A 15,843-nucleotide genomic window follows, 5' to 3' on the forward strand; every position below is an offset into this window, starting at 1 on the left:
TCCAGCACGGCCGCTGAGCTGGGGCTACCGGATGACGACCGGTTCCTTACAGGTCTCTGACACCCGGGCGTGAAGCTGCACGCCATGACCAACTCAACCCATCGGGTCGCCGCCGGACTCGCCGCGGTCACAGTGCTCGCCGTCGCCCTCACCGGCTGCGGCGGTGGTGCGTCCAGCGCCGACAAGGGCGCCGCCAGCGGTGACGTCGCGTCACTCGTCACCCCGTCCGCCCCGGCGAGCGCCACCCCGGCGGGAGGTGCCGCCAACGGTCGGCCGCAGCTTCGCCTGGACATGACCGACGAGGAGGAGGAGCGGCTCTGGGGGACGTACAACATCTGTCTGCATGACAACGGCGTGAAGCTGAACGACGGCCGGTCACAACCAGGCCCGGTGGGGGACGGTACGGGCCTGTCCCTCGACCAGAGCGGGGAGCCGAAGGCGGCGTACGTGGCGTGCGCGAACAAGCTGCCGCTCCAGCCGCCGGAGCTGGACCCGGAGAAGAACCCCAACTACGTGAGCCAGTGGAACGACTACGTCCAGTGCCTGCGCGGACGCGGCATGAAGATCCACTCACTGCCGGACGGTTCCGGCTGGACCTACGACGACGGGGTCGCCGACCCGGCCGGCGGCCTTGAGGGTCCTGCCCTGGCCGCTGCCGAGAGGGTATGCACGATGGAGATCTTCGGTGCCAAGAAGTAACCCGACCGACGATCCTGGTCGGCGGACGACCCGTCGGAAGGCGATCGTGGTGGCGGTGGTGACCCTGGTGGTCGCCGTCGGTGCCGGCGTCGGCGCGCTGGCTCTGCGGCGTCACCCCGGCGGTGACGTCGCGAGCGCCCCGCCGCCGGTGACGACGACGACTGTCACCCGGGCCGACCTGTCGGACAGCCGCTCGCTCAACGGCACGCTCGGCTTCGGCCCGGAGCGGTTGGTGAAGGGCGCCGGGGAGGGCGTCGTCACCCGGCTGCCGAAGGTGGGCGACACGGTGGCCCGGGGCAAGCCGCTCTACTGGGTGAACGACCGACCGGTGCCGGTGCTGTTCGGCGGGACGCCGCTCTTCCGCACGCTCGACAAGCCAGGTCTGGTGGGCAGCGACGTACGGATCGTGTCGGACAACCTGAGGGCGCTGGGCTACCACATCGGTTCGCAGCCGTCCCGGGGCACCGACGGCACGAAGATCGGCACGGGTCAGGCGCTGCTCACCGGAAGCCTCGTCGGCGCGATCAAGAAGTGGCAGCAGGCGCTCGGCCTGGACCCCACCGGCACTGTCGGGGTCGGGCAGGTCGCCGTGCTGACCGGCCCGGCCCGGGTCAGCGCGGTGAAGGCGCTGCCCGGTGATCCGGTCGCCGGTGAGCTGCTGGCCGTCACCGAGAAGGTCAAGCTGGTCACCGTGCCGGTCGGGGCCACCGAGGTCGGCGCCATAACTGTGGGCGCCGCAGTGGTCGTCGCCCTGCCGGACAGCTCGGAGATCCCGGCGAAGGTCGCCTCGATCTCGCAGACGGTGCGCGGCGGTGGGTCGGACGGCGGCACCGGGCAGGGCAGCCCGCCGACGGTGGACGTCCTCGTCGCACCGACGCGGGCGGCAGACGTGGCCAGGCTGGACGCGGCAACTGTGCAGGTCCGCTTCACCACCGCCGTCCACAAGGGCGTGCTCGCGGTGCCGGTCGGCGCGCTGGTGGCGCTCCGCGAGGGCGGGCACGCGCTGCAACTGCCCGACGGTGGGCTGGTGGCCGTGGAGACCGGGATGTTCGCCCGGGGCCTGGTCGAGGTCACCGGCACCGGTGTGACCGAGGGCCTCGACGTGGTGACGGCATCGTGATCGCCGAGCCGGTGCTGAACGTCGAGGGGGTCAGTAGGACGTACCCCGGCGGGGTGACAGCACTGGACGACGTCTCACTGACAGTGCGCGCTGGCGAGATGCTCGCCATCGTCGGGCCGTCCGGGTCCGGCAAGTCCACGCTGCTGAACATCATGGGCACCCTCGACCTGCCGACCAGCGGCCGGGTACGCGTCGCCGGGCAGGAGGTCACCGCGCTGTCCGATCGTCGGCTCTCCGCGCTGCGGGGCCGCTGGCTCGGTTTCGTCTTCCAGCAGTTCCACCTCACCGACGGGCTGGATGCGGCCGAGAACGTCGCCACCGGCCTGCTCTACGCCGGGGTGCCCCGCCGTCGCCGTCGCCGCACCGCTATCGAGGCGCTGGCCCGGGTCGGCCTGGCGCACCGTGTCGACCACCTGCCGCAGCAGCTCTCCGGCGGGGAGCGGCAGCGGGTGGCGATAGCGCGGGCCCTCGTCAACGAGCCCGCGCTGGTGCTGGCCGACGAGCCGACCGGCGCCCTCGACACTGTCAACGGGGAGGCGGTTCTCGCCCTGCTCACAGACCTCAACGCGGAGGGCACCACCATCGCCGTGATCACGCACGACCGCGATCTCGCCGCCCGTACGCCTCGACGGGTGGAGATCCGCGACGGCCGGATCGTCGCCGACACCGGCACCGGGAGCGGGGCGTGAGCGCGGCCCGGCTCGCTCCGACCGACGTACTCCGGCTCGGTCTGCTCGGCCTGACCACCCGCCGGATGCGGGCCGTCCTCTCCGCCCTGGGCATCTCCATCGGCATCGCCACGTTGGTCGTCGTGGTGGGCATACCCGCGTCCAGCCAGCGCGACCTGATGGACCAGCTCTCCGCCCTCGGCACCAACCTGCTGCGGGCCGAGCCCGTGCCGGATCAGAACCCGCCCGTCCTCCTGCCCGAGGACGCCGCCGCCATGGCGTCGCGGATCGGGCCGGTCGACACCGCGAGCGCTGTCGCGAACACCCACACGGCAGTACGCCGCAACGACCTGCTGGACCGGTACGACACGTCCGGCCTCACCGTGCTCGCGTCCCGGCCGGACCTGTTGGGGACCGTCAACGGCAGGATCCGCAGCGGGCGGGCCCTCGACGCCGGCTCGGCCGGGCTGCCGACAGCCGTCCTCGGCTACGTCGCGGCGAGCCGGCTCGGCTTCGCCACCGTGGACCCCCGGCAACCACCTCAGGTGTTCATCGGCGAGCGCTGGTTCACAGTGATCGGCATCCTGGACCCGTTGCCGCTCTCCCCGGATCTCGACCGCTCGGTGCTGGTCGGGTGGGACGCCGCCAAGGCCATGCTCGGCTTCGACGGTCACCCCACTGTCGTCTACCTGCGGGCCAGGGAGGACGCCTTGGAGGACGTGCGCGCCGTACTGCCGGCCACACTCAACCCGCAGTTGCCCGGGCTGGTACAGGTCAGCCGCCCCTCCGACGCGCTCGCCGCGAAACGGGCCACCGAGGACAGCTTCTCCGCGCTGTTCCTCGGGTTGGCGGCGGTCGCCCTGTTGGTCGGCGGGATCGGCGTGGCCAACACGATGGTCATCTCGGTGCTGGAGCGCCGTCGGGAGATCGGCTTGCGCCGAGCGCTCGGCGCGAACCGCGGCCAGATCCGGGTGCAGTTCCTCACCGAGTCGGTGCTGCTCAGCGTGCTCGGCGGCACGGCCGGGGCCGCCCTCGGGGTGCTCGCCACCGTCGGCTACGCCAGCTACCAGGGCTGGCCGCCCACGATCCCCCTGACAGCGGTGGCAGGCGGCATCACCGGCGCCCTCCTGGTAGGTGTGGTAGCCGGCGTCTACCCGTCGATCCGAGCCGCCCGCCTAACCCCCACCGAAGCCCTGAACACCCCCTAACCCCCCCGCCCCCGGCCCCCCGGCCCCCCGCCCCCCGGCCCCCCGGCCCCCCGGCCCCCCGGCCCCCTCAGCCCTCGGTGATCATGAAGTTATTGCCTCCCAGCGCGGCGTGTCGTGGCAATAACTTCATGATCAACCCGGCGGGTTGGGGTTGGGGGAAGGGCGGGGGTGGGTGGTGCGCCAGTTTGAGAGGGCCAGGGTGGCGGAGTAGCCGGCCAGGACGATCACGTGGAACAGATAGAGCCAGAGGAGGACGGCCACGCCGGCGCCGATGTCGTCGAAACCGCCGAAGGGCACTCCCAGGTCCAGCGGGAGCGAGGCGAAGAGCACGAAACCGTGCAGGAAGCCGGAGAGGTTCGCCGCGGTGAACGACCCGACCCCGAGGGTGGAGAGCCAGTCCGGTGAGGCCGGCCCGACGACCCGGAACACCCACACCAGCACCGGCGTCAGCACCAGCCAGACCGCCAGGAACGACAGCACCACGCCGAGCACACCGAGCCAACCGCCCTGGCGTACGAGCCGGGTGGTGAGCGGGAGCGCCAGCAGGATCGACAGCAGCAGCGCGGGGGCCGGCGCGAGCAGCGGCAGCAGCAGGAGCCGGCCCCGCCAGCCGACCAGGTGCTCGTCGGAGCGGGGCGCGGCCACCGAGACGAAAGCCCGTCGAAGGCCCTCGCCGTACAGCGAGGCGGGCAGCAGGGAGGCCAGCGCCAGCAGCGGGGTCAACCCCACCCCGGCGTCGACCAGCGCCTCCACCGCCCGGGGCGCGCCGATCGCTGTGGGCAGGGCCTCCACGGCGTATGAGGTGAGCCGGCGTACCCGGTCGGCCCCGGCCACCAGTGCGGTGAGCCAGATCGCCAGCAGGGCGACCGGCACCACGGCGATCGCCCCGTAGAAGGTGATCGCGGCGGCGTGCAGCGACAGGTCGCGTCCACGCACCGGACGGAACGCGGCACTGGTGATCCGTTTCGCGCGCTGCCATCCGTTGCCCATCGGGTCCTCCTTCCCTGTCGGCGCGGCCGTCACTCCTTAAGATCGCCGGTCATGACTGTTCTCACCACCGAACGCCTGATCCTGCGAGATTGGGCCGACGATCCGGCCGATCTGGCCCGGATCTACGACATCTACTCGCGTCCGGAGATCAGCCGGTATCTGGGCGTGGCGTCGGGTCTGCCGATGACCAACCCGGCCCAGGCCGTCGAGCGGCTGGGGATCTGGCAGGAGCGGCACGCCGCCGACGGCGGCCGGTACGGCACGTGGGCGATCGAGGTACGCGAGACGGGTCAGGTGGTGGGCACTCTGTTGCTCAAGCCGCTGCCGGGGCGCGACGAGTCACGCCGGACCGACGACATCGAGGTGGGTTGGCACCTGCACCCGGACGCGTGGGGTCACGGCTATGCCACCGAGGCGGCCCGTGCGGCGGTGGCCCGGGAGTTCGCCGCCGGTACCCGGGAGATCTATGCGGTCGTGTCGCCGAGCAACGAGCCGTCGATGGCTGTCGCTCGGAGGCTGGGGATGACCCATGTCGGTCGGCGCACCGACTGGTACGGCGGGGAGTCGCTGGAGACCTTCGTGTTGACGGCACCAGATGCCTGATCGTTCCGGCACGATCTGACGCAAGATCCGTGCAACTTCGGGGAAGGTGTGGCCTCCAGTAGTCGGGAGGCGGCACCTTCCCCGATTTCGTGGGCGGGTCGGCGCGGGCTGCGGCTGTCAGGGCAGACAAGTCCGTCAATAGTCACGGTGGTCGAAGTGTTGACGCTCTCGTAGCACGTCAGTAACCTTTGGGCCAAAGTAACGCAAGATTTTGACAAAGGTATGCACGGTTCTGTGCATGCTCTCGGAAGATTCAACGGGCCTCCTGGGGAGGCCCGTTGATGGTCGTACCCATCTGGTGTTTCCAGGCCGAGCGGCGCCCCCGCGCCGCCCGTGTCATCCCGTCTCTCTCGATACCGGCCCTCTCGCGTCGGCCGGCGCTGCACCGCCGCACCCCCACCCCGTGGTCCAGCCACCGCGGCAACCGTCCCCCGACGACAAGGACAGTGATGAGACGAACGAATCTGTTCAGGATGGTGGCGGCCACGGCCGCCGCCGCGCTGATCGCGACGGCCGGGGCGACAGCCCTCGCGAACCCGGCCGCCGCCGCCCGCCCGGCCGGCCCGGCGGCCGCGCCGAGCACCGGCTTCGCCCCGGCGGCCACCAACCTCGCCCAGGGCCGTCCCACCCAGGAGAGCGGCCACGCCGACGTCTACGACTCGTCGAAGGTCGTCGACGGCAACGTGGGCAGCTACTGGGAGAGCGTCAACAACGCGTTCCCGCAGTGGGTGCAGGTCGATCTCGGCTCATCACAGAGCGTCAACCAGGTAGTGCTGAAGCTGCCGACCTCTGGTTGGGGCACCCGGACGCAGACGCTGAGCGTGCGGGGCAGCACCAACGGTTCGTCCTTCACCGACCTGGTCGGGTCGCAGACGTACACCTTCAACCCGGCGAGCGGCAGCACTGCCACCATCAACTTCAGCTCGACCTCCACCCGCTACGTCCGGATCACCATCACCGCCAACAGCGGCTGGCCGGCCGGGCAGCTCTCCGAGCTGGAGGTGTACGGCAGCGGCGGCACCACCCCCGACACCACACCGCCGAGCGTGCCGAGCAACCTCTCGTACACCCAGTCGGGCACCACCATCAGCCTCAACTGGGTCGCGTCGACAGACAACGCGGGCGGCAGCGGCATCGCCGGCTACGACGTCTACCGCAACGGCGCGTTCCTCCAGTCCGTCGGCACCGTGACCACCTTCAACGACACCCAGCCGGCCACGGCGACCGTGTCGTACCACGTCCGGGCCCGCGACGCCGCCGGCAACCTCTCCGGCAACAGCAACACCGTCACCCGTACCGGCAGCGGTGACACCACAGCGCCGAGCGTCCCGGGGACGCTGTCGCACAGCACGTCGGGCAGCACGATCACGCTCAACTGGGGGGCCTCCACCGACTCCGGTGGCAGCGGGCTCGCCGGCTACAACGTGTACCGGGGCGGCAGTCTGATCGCGACGCTGGGCACCGTCCTCACCTACCAGGACACCCAACCGGCGACGGCGACCGTGTCGTACCACGTCCGGGCCCGCGACGGCGCCGGCAACCTCTCCGGCAACAGCAACACCGTCACCCGCACCGGCAGCAACCCGCCCGCCTGCACCAACGTGGCGCAGGGCAAGAGCATGACGGCGAGCGGCTCCACCTTCAGCTTCACCCCCGACAAGGCGAACGATGGCCAGCTCACCACCTACTGGGAGGGCGCGGCGTCCTACCCGCAGAACCTGACAGTGGCGCTGGGCGCGAACCACTCCATCTCCCGTGTCACGGTGAAGCTCAACCCGGACCCGGCCTGGGGCACCCGCACCCAGACCATCCAGGTCCTCGGCCGCGACCAGGGGTCGTCCGCGTACACCAGTCTGGTGTCGGCGGCGGCCTACCAGTTCGCCCAGGGCACCAACCTGGTGACCATCCCGGTCAGCGCGACCACAGCGGACGTGCAGTTGCGGTTCACCGGCAACACCGGTGCCCCGTCCGGCCAGGTGGCCGAGCTTGAGGTGTGCGGCAGCCCGGCGCCCAACCCGGATCTGGTCGTCAGCTCGGTGACCTGGTCGCCCACGTCGCCCAGCGAGGTCTCCCCGGTCACCCTCTCGGCAGTGGTGCAGAACATCGGATCGGCCAGCGCCGGTGCGACCACTGTGAACTTCAGCCTGGCCGGCGCTGTCGCCGGCAGCGCCTCGGTGGGCGCGCTCGCGGCGGGCGCCTCGACCACCGTGTCGTTCAACGCCGGTACGCGGCCGATGGGCAGTTACGCCGTCTCGGCGGTGGTCGACCCGGCGAACACGATCGTCGAGCAGAACAACGGCAACAACAGCTTCACCGCCGCGTCACCGTTGGTGGTGGCGCAGGCCCCCGGCCCGGACCTCCAGGTGCTCAGCATCGCCTCGAACCCGCCGAACCCGGCCGTCGGGGCGTCCGTCACCTTCACCGTGGCTGTTCGCAACCGGGGCACCTCAGCGACCGGCGCGACCACCGTCACCCGGCTGGTGGCGGGCAGCACCACGCTCAACACCAACACCGCCTCGATCGCCGCCGGCGCGACGGTCACCGTGGCCGTCAGCGGTAGCTGGACAGCCACCAGCGGCGGCGCCACCATCACCGCCACCGCCGACGCCACGAACGTGGTCGCCGAGACCAACGAGACGAACAACGCGTTCAGCCAGTCGATAGTGGTCGGTCGTGGGGCTGCCGTCCCGTACGTCTCCTACGAGGCGGAGGCCGGCCGTTACCAGGGCACGCTGCTGGAGGCCGACCCGTTGCGGACCTTCGGGCACACCAACTTCGCCAGCGAGTCCTCGGGTCGCAAGTCGGTACGACTCACCGGCACCGGCCAGTTCGTCGAGTTCACCTCGGCGAACCAGGCCAACTCCATAGTGGTGCGTAACTCCATCCCCGACGCGGCTGGTGGCGGCGGCATCGAGGCGACCATCAGCCTCTACGTCAACGACGTCTTCTCCCGGAAGTTGACACTGTCGTCGAAGCACAGCTGGCTCTACGGCAACACCGACGGGCCGGAGGCGCTGACCAACACCCCGCAGGCCGACGCCCGGCGGCTCTTCGACGAGTCGAACGCGCTGTTGGCGCAGTCGTACCCGGCCGGCACCCGGTTCAAGTTGCAGCGCGACTCGGGTGACACCGCCTCCTTCTACGTCATCGACATGATCGATCTGGAGCAGGTGGCGCCGGCGGCGAGCCAGCCGGCCGGTTGCACCTCGATCACCTCGTACGGTGCCGTCGCGAACGACGGGATCGACGACACCGCCGCCATCCAGCGTGCGGTGACCGATGACCAGAACGGTGTCATCAGCTGCGTCTGGATTCCCGCCGGGCAGTGGCGGCAGGAGCAGAAGATCCTGACCGACGACCCGCTGAACCGGGGCATGCACAACCAGGTCGGCATCAGCAACGTCACGATCCGGGGCGCCGGCATGTGGCACTCGCAGCTCTACACGCTGACCGAGCCGCAGAACGTGGTGGGCGGCATCAACCACCCGCACGAGGGCAACTTCGGCTTCGACATCGACAAGAACACCCAGATCTCCGACATCGCCATCTTCGGCTCGGGTCGGATCCGGGGCGGTGACGGCAACGCCGAGGGTGGCGTCGGTCTGAACGGTCGCTTCGGCGCCGGTACGAAGATCAGCAATGTCTGGATCGAGCACGCCAACGTGGGCGCCTGGGTGGGCCGCGACTACGACAACATCCCCGACCTGTGGGGGCCGGCCGACGGGCTGGAGTTCACCGGGATGCGGATCCGCAACACGTACGCCGACGGCATCAACTTCAGCAACGGCACGCGTAACTCGCGGGTGTTCAACTCGTCCTTCCGCACCACCGGTGACGACGCGCTCGCCGTCTGGGCCAACCCGTACGTCAAGGACCGCAACGTCGACATCGCGCACGACAACCACTTCGTCAACAACACCATCCAGCTGCCCTGGCGGGCCAACGGCATCGCCATCTACGGCGGCTACGACAACTCGATCGAGAACAACCTGATCTACGACACCGCCAACTACCCGGGCATCATGCTGGCGACCGACCACGACCCGCTGCCGTTCTCCGGCACGACGCTGATCGCCAACAACGGGCTCTACCGCACCGGTGGCGCCTTCTGGAACGAGGACCAGGAGTTCGGTGCCATCACGATCTTCCCGGCCACCAGGGACATCGTCGGGGTCACGATCCGGGACACCGACATCATCGACTCCACGTACGACGGCATCCAGTTCAAGAACGGTGGCGGCAACATACCGAACCTCGCGATCACCAACGTGCGGATCGACAAGTCCGTCAACGGTGCCGGCATCCTCGCGATGAGCGGCGCGCGCGGCAACGCCAACCTGACAAACGTGACAATCACCAACTCGGCCGACGGCAACATCGTCATCCAGCCGGGCTCGCAGTTCGTCATCAACGGCGGCTGACAGTGACCGGGGGCCGCTGCGGCGGCCCCCGGTCGACAACCGCGCCTGATCACCACGATCTCAGTGACGTCGGGGTGTCCGCACGCTGCGGACACCCCGACGTCCGTGTACCCGAGTCGATCATTGCCGGGTAGTGGCGTTAGTCGGACATCCGACGCCGTCGCCGACGGGCCGAACCGGTCGTGACCGCCGAGGATGGCCGTTGACCTGTTGCTACCGGGTGGGCAGCGGACGTCGTGCTGCCCCTTCGCGGCGATTCTGGGTGCGTGACGTGCCTCGCGGCGACCTGTCAATGTGGAAGGTAGATCGGCACCGCGATGCGCGGAGGGCTGCCCAGCAGCAGGGTCGGAGGCAGAGCATGGACGACGAAACCGGGTCCACCACAAGCCGGCCGCTGCGGGCCCTACTGCGCTGGTTGGGTGCCGCTGCCGCGATCGCCGGCATCGTGGGTGTGGTGTTCCAGGTGATCGAATGGGCCGGTTCCCGCGCGACGCCAGAGGTGCGGAGCAGCGCGGGAGCGAGCCCGACAGTGGCCACGCCCACCGCAAAGGCGAGCGGCGACGAGCAGTTCGTGCAGGCCGGCCAGTGTGTGCGCAACGTCGGTGGCGCGGCCACAGTGGTGTACGAGATCGCCACGTGTGGTCCCGGGACGTGGCGGGTGCTGGCTCGCGTCGAACAGGCCGTCGTCGACGAGGCGCAGGCCGACGCGGTGTGCGAGGCCCAGGCGCCCGGCTTCGCCGAATACCACTACTCGAACTGGACAAAACGCTCCGACTATCTCGACGTCGTGTTCTGCGTCGCCCCGGTCTGAACGCCGCCCGAACGCGGGGGCCAGGCCGATATCCCAATCTGTCGCACCGCGTGTGCGATGCCGTACCGGGCGGGGCGGCGCGACTAGGCTGAGCTGAGCAGGATGGTCCGCTGAGGGGGTGAGCCCGGATGACCCAGGCAGCGTTCGCGCCGGAGCCGGCGCCGCAGCACACCGAGCCGTCGTTCGACGTGCTGCGGTGGCACGACGAACCCTGGACTGCGCAGCTCGCCCTCGACCTGTTGCCGGAGACCAACGGCCCCAAGGTTGAGGTCCTGAGCGGAAGCGTGATCGTGACACCACATGCCGGTTACGACCATCAGGACGCGGAGTTGGGCCTCGCTTATCTCCTGAAGCAGGCGGCCCGTCAGGCGAAGCTGTGGCTTTATCTTGAGACGAACATCGTCTCGGGCCAGGATCTCTTCATCCCGGACATCGTCATTCTCGATGCGCCCGGCGGCGGTCGCACGACGATGGACATCGGGCACGCCGTGCTTCTCGGGGAGATCGTCTCCCCAGGAAACCGACGCACGGACATCATCGACCGCCCGCGTGAGTACGCCGCCGCACGCGTGCCCTTCTTCCTCCGGGTTGACCTGCGCAATCGGGTGCCGACCATCGCGTTGTACGAGCTGACCGAGGGGGAGTACCGGCCCGTGGCTGCCGCTGCGGCCGGGACGCGCTTCGTCATGCGGGAGCCGTTCGAGTTCTCCATCGATCCGGCCGACCTGCTGGGCGAGGAGGCACAGCCCGAAGCGTCGTCGGAGGGGGAGGGCTGAGGCTCCCGGCGGGCGTGCAGCGAGGGTGGGGAAGAATGGCCGGGTGACTTCCCCCCGCGACCTCGTTCTGCTCGGGTCCACCGGCTCGATCGGCACCCAGGCCATCGACATCGTCCGGCGCAACCCGGACCGGTTCCGGGTGGTCGCCGTGGGCGCTGGCGGCGGCAACGTCGAGCTGCTCGCCGCGCAGGCCCTCGAACTGGGCGTCGAGGCGGTCGGGGTGGCCAAGGCCTCCGCCGCGCAGGATCTGCAACTCGCGTTCTACGCCGAGGCGAGCCGACGCGGGTGGGCCACCGGTGACTTCAAGCTTCCCAAGATCGTGGCCGGACCGGACGCCATGACCGAACTGGCCCAGTGGCCGTGCGACATCGTGCTCAACGGGGTGGTGGGCTCGCTGGGCCTCGCTCCTACGCTGGCCGCGCTGCGCGGTGGTCGTACTCTCGCGTTGGCCAACAAGGAGTCGCTCGTTGCCGGCGGCCCGCTGGTCAAGGCCGCTGTGACGCGGCCGGGGCAGATCGTCCCGGTCGACTCCGAGCACTCGGCGCTGGCCCAGTGTCTGCGATCCGGTTCGCGTGGTGAGGTGCGTCGGCTGATCGTCACGGCCAGTGGGGGCCCGTTCCGGGGTCGGCGGCGCGACGAGTTGACGCAGGTCACACCCGAGCAGGCGCTCGCACACCCGACCTGGAACATGGGGCCGGTCGTCACGATCAACTCCGCCACCATGGTCAACAAGGCGCTTGAGGTGATCGAGGCGCACGAGCTGTTCGACGTGCCCTACGCCGACATCACAGTGATGGTGCACCCGCAGTCGGTGATCCACTCGATGGTCGAGTTCGTCGACGGGTCGACGATCGCCCAGGCCAGCCCACCGGACATGCGGCTGCCGATCGCGCTCGGCATCGGCTGGCCCGACCGGGTGCCCGAGGCGGCCACCGCCGTCGACTGGACGGCCGCGCACACCTGGGAGTTCGCGCCACTCGACGACGAGGCGTTCCCGGCCGTCGCCCTGGCCAAGGCCGCCGGGGAGACCGGGCGCTGCCGGCCGGCGATCTACAACGCGGCGAACGAGGAGTGCGTGGCCGCGTTCGTGGCGGGCCGGCTGCCGTTCCTCGGCATCGTCGACACCCTCGAACGCGTGTTGGAGGAGGCTCCGGACTTCGACGAACCAGGTACCGTCGAGGACGTGCTCGCGGCCGAGTCGTGGGCACGCGCGCACGCGCAGGAGATCATCGCGGGTTCGGTGGAAGGAGCTTGATGTCGTACCTGCTCGGGGTGGTCCTCTTCGCCCTGGCCATTCTCATCTCGGTGAGCCTGCACGAGGCGGGTCACCTGCTGACCGCCAAGGCGTTCGGGATGAAGGTCACGAAGTACTTCGTCGGCTTCGGCCCCACCATCTGGTCGTTCCGGCGGGGTGAGACGGAGTACGGCCTCAAGGGCATCCCCCTCGGCGGCTTCTGCAAGATCGTCGGGATGACGCCGCAGGACGACGATGTCGAGCCGGGCGACGAGTCGCGCGTGATGTGGCGCTACCCGGTCTGGAAGCGGACGATCGTGATGGCCGCCGGGTCGATCACGCACTTCGCGCTCGCCCTGGTCACCATCTGGATCCTCGCCGTCTCCGCCGGCCTGCCCAACCCCGACTTCCCGACCACCGACGCGCAGGCCCGCCAGGAGCCCGCCGTCATCCAGCTCAGCGAGTGCGTGGTTCCGGAGAACGCGGTGCGGGCGTGCACGAGCACCGACGCGGCCAGCCCGGCCGCCCAGGCGCAACTGCGCAACGGGGACCGGATCACCTCGATCAACGGCACCTCGATCAACTCCTACGGCGACCTGCTCACCGCGCTGCGCGGGCTCAAGCCGGGCGACACCGCGCAGATCGCGTACGTCCGCGACGGGCAGACGAGCACCACCAGCACGGTGCTCGCGCAGACCCAGCGTCCGCCGCTGGACAACCCGACAGGTGCCGCCGCGCCGGTGGCCGCGCTCGGCGTCGGGCTCGTCCCCAGCACCCCGACCCGCGTGACGTACGGCCCGGTCGGCGCCTTCGGCGCCACCGCCGACTTCACCGGTCAACTCGCCGTCGGCACCGCCCAGGCGCTCCAGCGCCTCCCGCAGAAGGTCCCCGCCCTGTGGACCGCCCTCACCGGCGGCGAGCGGGACGTCGACACCCCGATCAGCGTGGTCGGCGCCAGCCGACTCGGCGGGGAAGCGGTGGAGAACAACGCCTGGCTGGTCTTCTTCATGCTCTTCGTGTCGCTGAACTTCTTCATCGGCGTGTTCAACCTGCTGCCGCTTCTCCCGGTGGACGGCGGCCACATCGCCATCGCCTGGTTCGAACGGGCCCGCTCCTGGGTCTACGGGCGGATCGGCCGGGCCGACCCCGGCCGGGTGGACTACCTCAAACTGATGCCCTTCACGTACGTGGTAATCCTGATCGGTGGCGCGTTCACGCTGCTGACCATCGCCGCGGACGTCGTCAACCCCATCACGCTCTTCTCAAGGTGAGTGCCTGAAGTGACAGCTATCAGTCTCGGTATGCCCGCCGTGCCGCCCCCGCCACTCGCTCCCCGTCGGGCCAGCCGCCAGATCATGGTCGGTTCGGTTCCGGTCGGTGGTGGTGCGCCGGTGTCCGTGCAGTCGATGACCACGACCCTCACCTCCGACATCAACGCGACCCTTCAGCAGATCGCCGAGCTGACCGCGTCCGGCTGCCAGATCGTCAGGGTGGCGGTGCCGTCCCAGGACGACGTCGAGGCGCTGCCCGCGATCGCCAAGAAGTCCCAGATCCCGGTGATCGCCGACATCCACTTCCAGCCCAAGTACGTCTTCGCCGCGATCGACGCCGGCTGCGCGGCGGTCCGGGTCAACCCGGGCAACATCCGGCAGTTCGACGACAAGGTCAAGGAGATCGCCCGTGCCGCGGGGGCGGCGGGGACGCCGATCCGGATCGGCGTCAACGCCGGCTCACTGGACAAGCGCCTGCTGAGCAAGTACGGCAAGGCCACCGCCGAAGCGCTTGTCGAGTCGGCGCTGTGGGAGTGCTCGCTGTTCGAGGAGCACGGCTTCCGCGACATCAAGATCTCGGTCAAGCACAACGACCCGGTCGTGATGATCCGGGCTTACCGGCAGCTCGCCGAGCAGTGCGACTACCCGCTGCACCTCGGCGTCACCGAGGCCGGGCCGGCGTTCCAGGGCACCATCAAGTCGGCGGTCGCCTTCGGTGCGCTGCTGGCCGAGGGGATCGGCGACACGATCCGGGTGTCGCTGTCCGCCCCGCCGGTCGAGGAGATCAAGGTCGGCAACCAGATCCTGGAATCCCTCGGTCTGCGCGAGCGGGGCCTGGAGATTGTCTCGTGCCCGTCCTGCGGGCGGGCCCAGGTGGACGTCTACAAGCTCGCCGAGGAGGTCACCGCCGGCCTGGAAGGGCTGCCGGTGCCGCTGCGGGTCGCCGTCATGGGCTGCGTGGTGAACGGTCCGGGCGAGGCTCGGGAAGCCGACCTCGGCGTCGCCTCCGGCAACGGCAAGGGCCAGATCTTCGTCAAGGGGCAGGTCGTCAAGACGGTGCCCGAGGCCCAGATCGTCGAGACCCTGATCGAAGAGGCGCTGCGGATCGCCGACGAGATGGGCGCCGAGCTCCCCGAGGAGCTGCGCGGGCTGGTCACCGGCCCGACCGTCACCGTGCACTGATTCTCCATGTGGAAAAAGCGGCCGTTCCCCGTGCGGGGAACGGCCGCTTTTCGTTTGAGCTGATCGTGCGGTTGTGCGCTGTGGTGCTCGTAGCTGTGGTGCGGCCTGGCGGTGTGGTGCGGCCCGGCGCTGTGGTGGGACCTGGCGGTGTGGTGCGGCCCGGCGCTGTGGTGCGGCCTGGCGTCACTCGGATTCGGCGAGGATCGCGTACAGCTTGCGCCGGGTCTCGTCGAGCACCTGGGCGGCCCGCTCACGCTGATCGTCCGTGCCGTTCATCATCACCTGGCGCAGAGCGTTCATCGCCTGCGCGCCGGAGTCACGGATGTCGTGCCAGCTGCTCACCGCGCCCTGGGCGACGTCCGCCCACGGCGGGGTCTGCGCGGCCTCGGTGGCCTCCGCCTGACCGGCCTCGGTGACAGTGAACCGCTTCCGTCCACCGCTGGGCTCCTCGGTGCTGGCGACGATCACGCCCTCGTCCTCCAGGAGCTGAAGGGTGGGGTAGATCGAGCCCGGGCTCGGCCGCCACGCACCGCCGGTGCGGGAGTCGATCTCCTGGATCATCTCGTAGCCGTGCATCGGCCGCTCGGTGAGCAGGGCCAGCACGGACGCTCGGACGTTCGGGCGTCGGCCCCGACCCCGTCCACGGCCCCGGCCGCCCCAGGGGCCGCCGTGTCCGTGCTCGTGGCCATGACCGTGCGGACCGGGCGGGACCGGCGGGAAGCCGAACCCCCGCATCCGGGCCTCGTGCATCGGGTGGTGCTGTCGGTGGAACCTCATCGGGTTCTTCCTTCCCTAGGACTATCGCTGATGCATCAACGATATATCGGCAATGCATCGCCGACAACCCTCATTTACCAAAC

At 69.9% G+C, this 15,843-nt stretch carries 13 protein-coding genes; 11 read left to right on the plus strand and 2 right to left on the minus strand.

Features of this window, described 5'->3' with window-relative positions:
- The first annotated feature begins 84 nt into the window (after positions 1-84).
- The 4 genes from OHB44_RS07960 (at position 85) to OHB44_RS07975 (ending at position 3,695) form a co-directional block, all read left to right on the plus strand.
- Positions 85-699: a hypothetical protein gene (locus OHB44_RS07960; RefSeq protein WP_330440159.1), complete on the plus strand. Its 615-nt coding sequence runs from the start codon at positions 85-87 to the stop codon at positions 697-699.
- Entirely contained in the window at positions 686-1,819 is a 1,134-nt protein-coding gene (locus tag OHB44_RS07965) for an efflux RND transporter periplasmic adaptor subunit (RefSeq protein WP_330440161.1), read from the plus strand. Before OHB44_RS07960 ends, OHB44_RS07965 begins: the two co-directional genes overlap by 14 nt.
- Positions 1,819-2,508 carry an ABC transporter ATP-binding protein gene (locus OHB44_RS07970; RefSeq protein ID WP_330441197.1) on the plus strand — a complete coding sequence of 230 codons (690 nt, stop codon included), beginning with the start codon at positions 1,819-1,821 and terminating at the stop codon, positions 2,506-2,508. The genes OHB44_RS07965 and OHB44_RS07970 overlap by 1 nt, the downstream gene beginning before the upstream one ends.
- Positions 2,509-2,573: 65 nt before the next feature.
- Positions 2,574-3,695: an ABC transporter permease gene (locus OHB44_RS07975; protein WP_330441198.1), complete on the plus strand. Its 1,122-nt coding sequence runs from the start codon at positions 2,574-2,576 to the stop codon at positions 3,693-3,695.
- A gap of 132 nt (positions 3,696-3,827) precedes the next feature.
- Here the strand turns inward: OHB44_RS07975 and OHB44_RS07980 are convergent, their stop codons facing one another.
- Positions 3,828-4,685 carry a YhjD/YihY/BrkB family envelope integrity protein gene (locus tag OHB44_RS07980; protein WP_330440162.1) on the minus strand — a complete coding sequence of 286 codons (858 nt, stop codon included), beginning with the start codon at positions 4,683-4,685 and terminating at the stop codon, positions 3,828-3,830.
- A gap of 51 nt (positions 4,686-4,736) precedes the next feature.
- On the opposite strand from OHB44_RS07980, the gene OHB44_RS07985 reads away from it, so the two are divergent.
- The 7 genes from OHB44_RS07985 (at position 4,737) to ispG (ending at position 14,983) form a co-directional block, all read left to right on the plus strand.
- Positions 4,737-5,288, plus strand: a complete 552-nt coding sequence (locus OHB44_RS07985; protein ID WP_330440163.1) for a GNAT family N-acetyltransferase — start codon at positions 4,737-4,739, stop codon at positions 5,286-5,288.
- Between the two features lie 449 nt (positions 5,289-5,737).
- Positions 5,738-9,709 (plus strand): CARDB domain-containing protein, encoded by a 3,972-nt coding sequence (locus tag OHB44_RS07990; protein WP_330440164.1) that lies wholly within the window; start codon positions 5,738-5,740, stop codon positions 9,707-9,709.
- A gap of 358 nt (positions 9,710-10,067) precedes the next feature.
- Complete coding sequence (locus OHB44_RS07995) at positions 10,068-10,520, plus strand: LppU/SCO3897 family protein (RefSeq protein ID WP_330440165.1); 453 nt, start codon at positions 10,068-10,070, stop codon at positions 10,518-10,520.
- A gap of 128 nt (positions 10,521-10,648) precedes the next feature.
- A complete protein-coding gene (locus tag OHB44_RS08000) occupies positions 10,649-11,296 on the plus strand; it encodes a Uma2 family endonuclease (protein ID WP_330440166.1) in 648 nt (215 codons plus the stop codon).
- Positions 11,297-11,339: 43 nt separating this feature from the next.
- Positions 11,340-12,551, plus strand: coding sequence for a 1-deoxy-D-xylulose-5-phosphate reductoisomerase (dxr, locus tag OHB44_RS08005; RefSeq protein ID WP_238689745.1), 1,212 nt, complete (start codon positions 11,340-11,342; stop codon positions 12,549-12,551).
- On the plus strand, positions 12,551-13,801 hold the full coding sequence (locus OHB44_RS08010; RefSeq protein ID WP_238686859.1) for a M50 family metallopeptidase: 1,251 nt from the start codon (positions 12,551-12,553) through the stop codon (positions 13,799-13,801). Before dxr ends, OHB44_RS08010 begins: the two co-directional genes overlap by 1 nt.
- Before the next feature lie 9 nt (positions 13,802-13,810).
- Positions 13,811-14,983, plus strand: a complete 1,173-nt coding sequence (gene ispG, locus OHB44_RS08015; RefSeq protein WP_210787026.1) for a flavodoxin-dependent (E)-4-hydroxy-3-methylbut-2-enyl-diphosphate synthase — start codon at positions 13,811-13,813, stop codon at positions 14,981-14,983.
- A gap of 183 nt (positions 14,984-15,166) precedes the next feature.
- On the opposite strand, the gene OHB44_RS08020 is transcribed toward ispG, so the two are convergent.
- Entirely contained in the window at positions 15,167-15,760 is a 594-nt protein-coding gene (locus OHB44_RS08020) for a PadR family transcriptional regulator (RefSeq protein WP_238686858.1), read from the minus strand.
- Positions 15,761-15,843 lie beyond the last annotated feature (83 nt).

The organism is Micromonospora sp. NBC_00821 (assembly GCF_036347035.1).
Taxonomy (GTDB): Bacteria; Actinomycetota; Actinomycetes; order Mycobacteriales; family Micromonosporaceae; genus Micromonospora; species Micromonospora hortensis.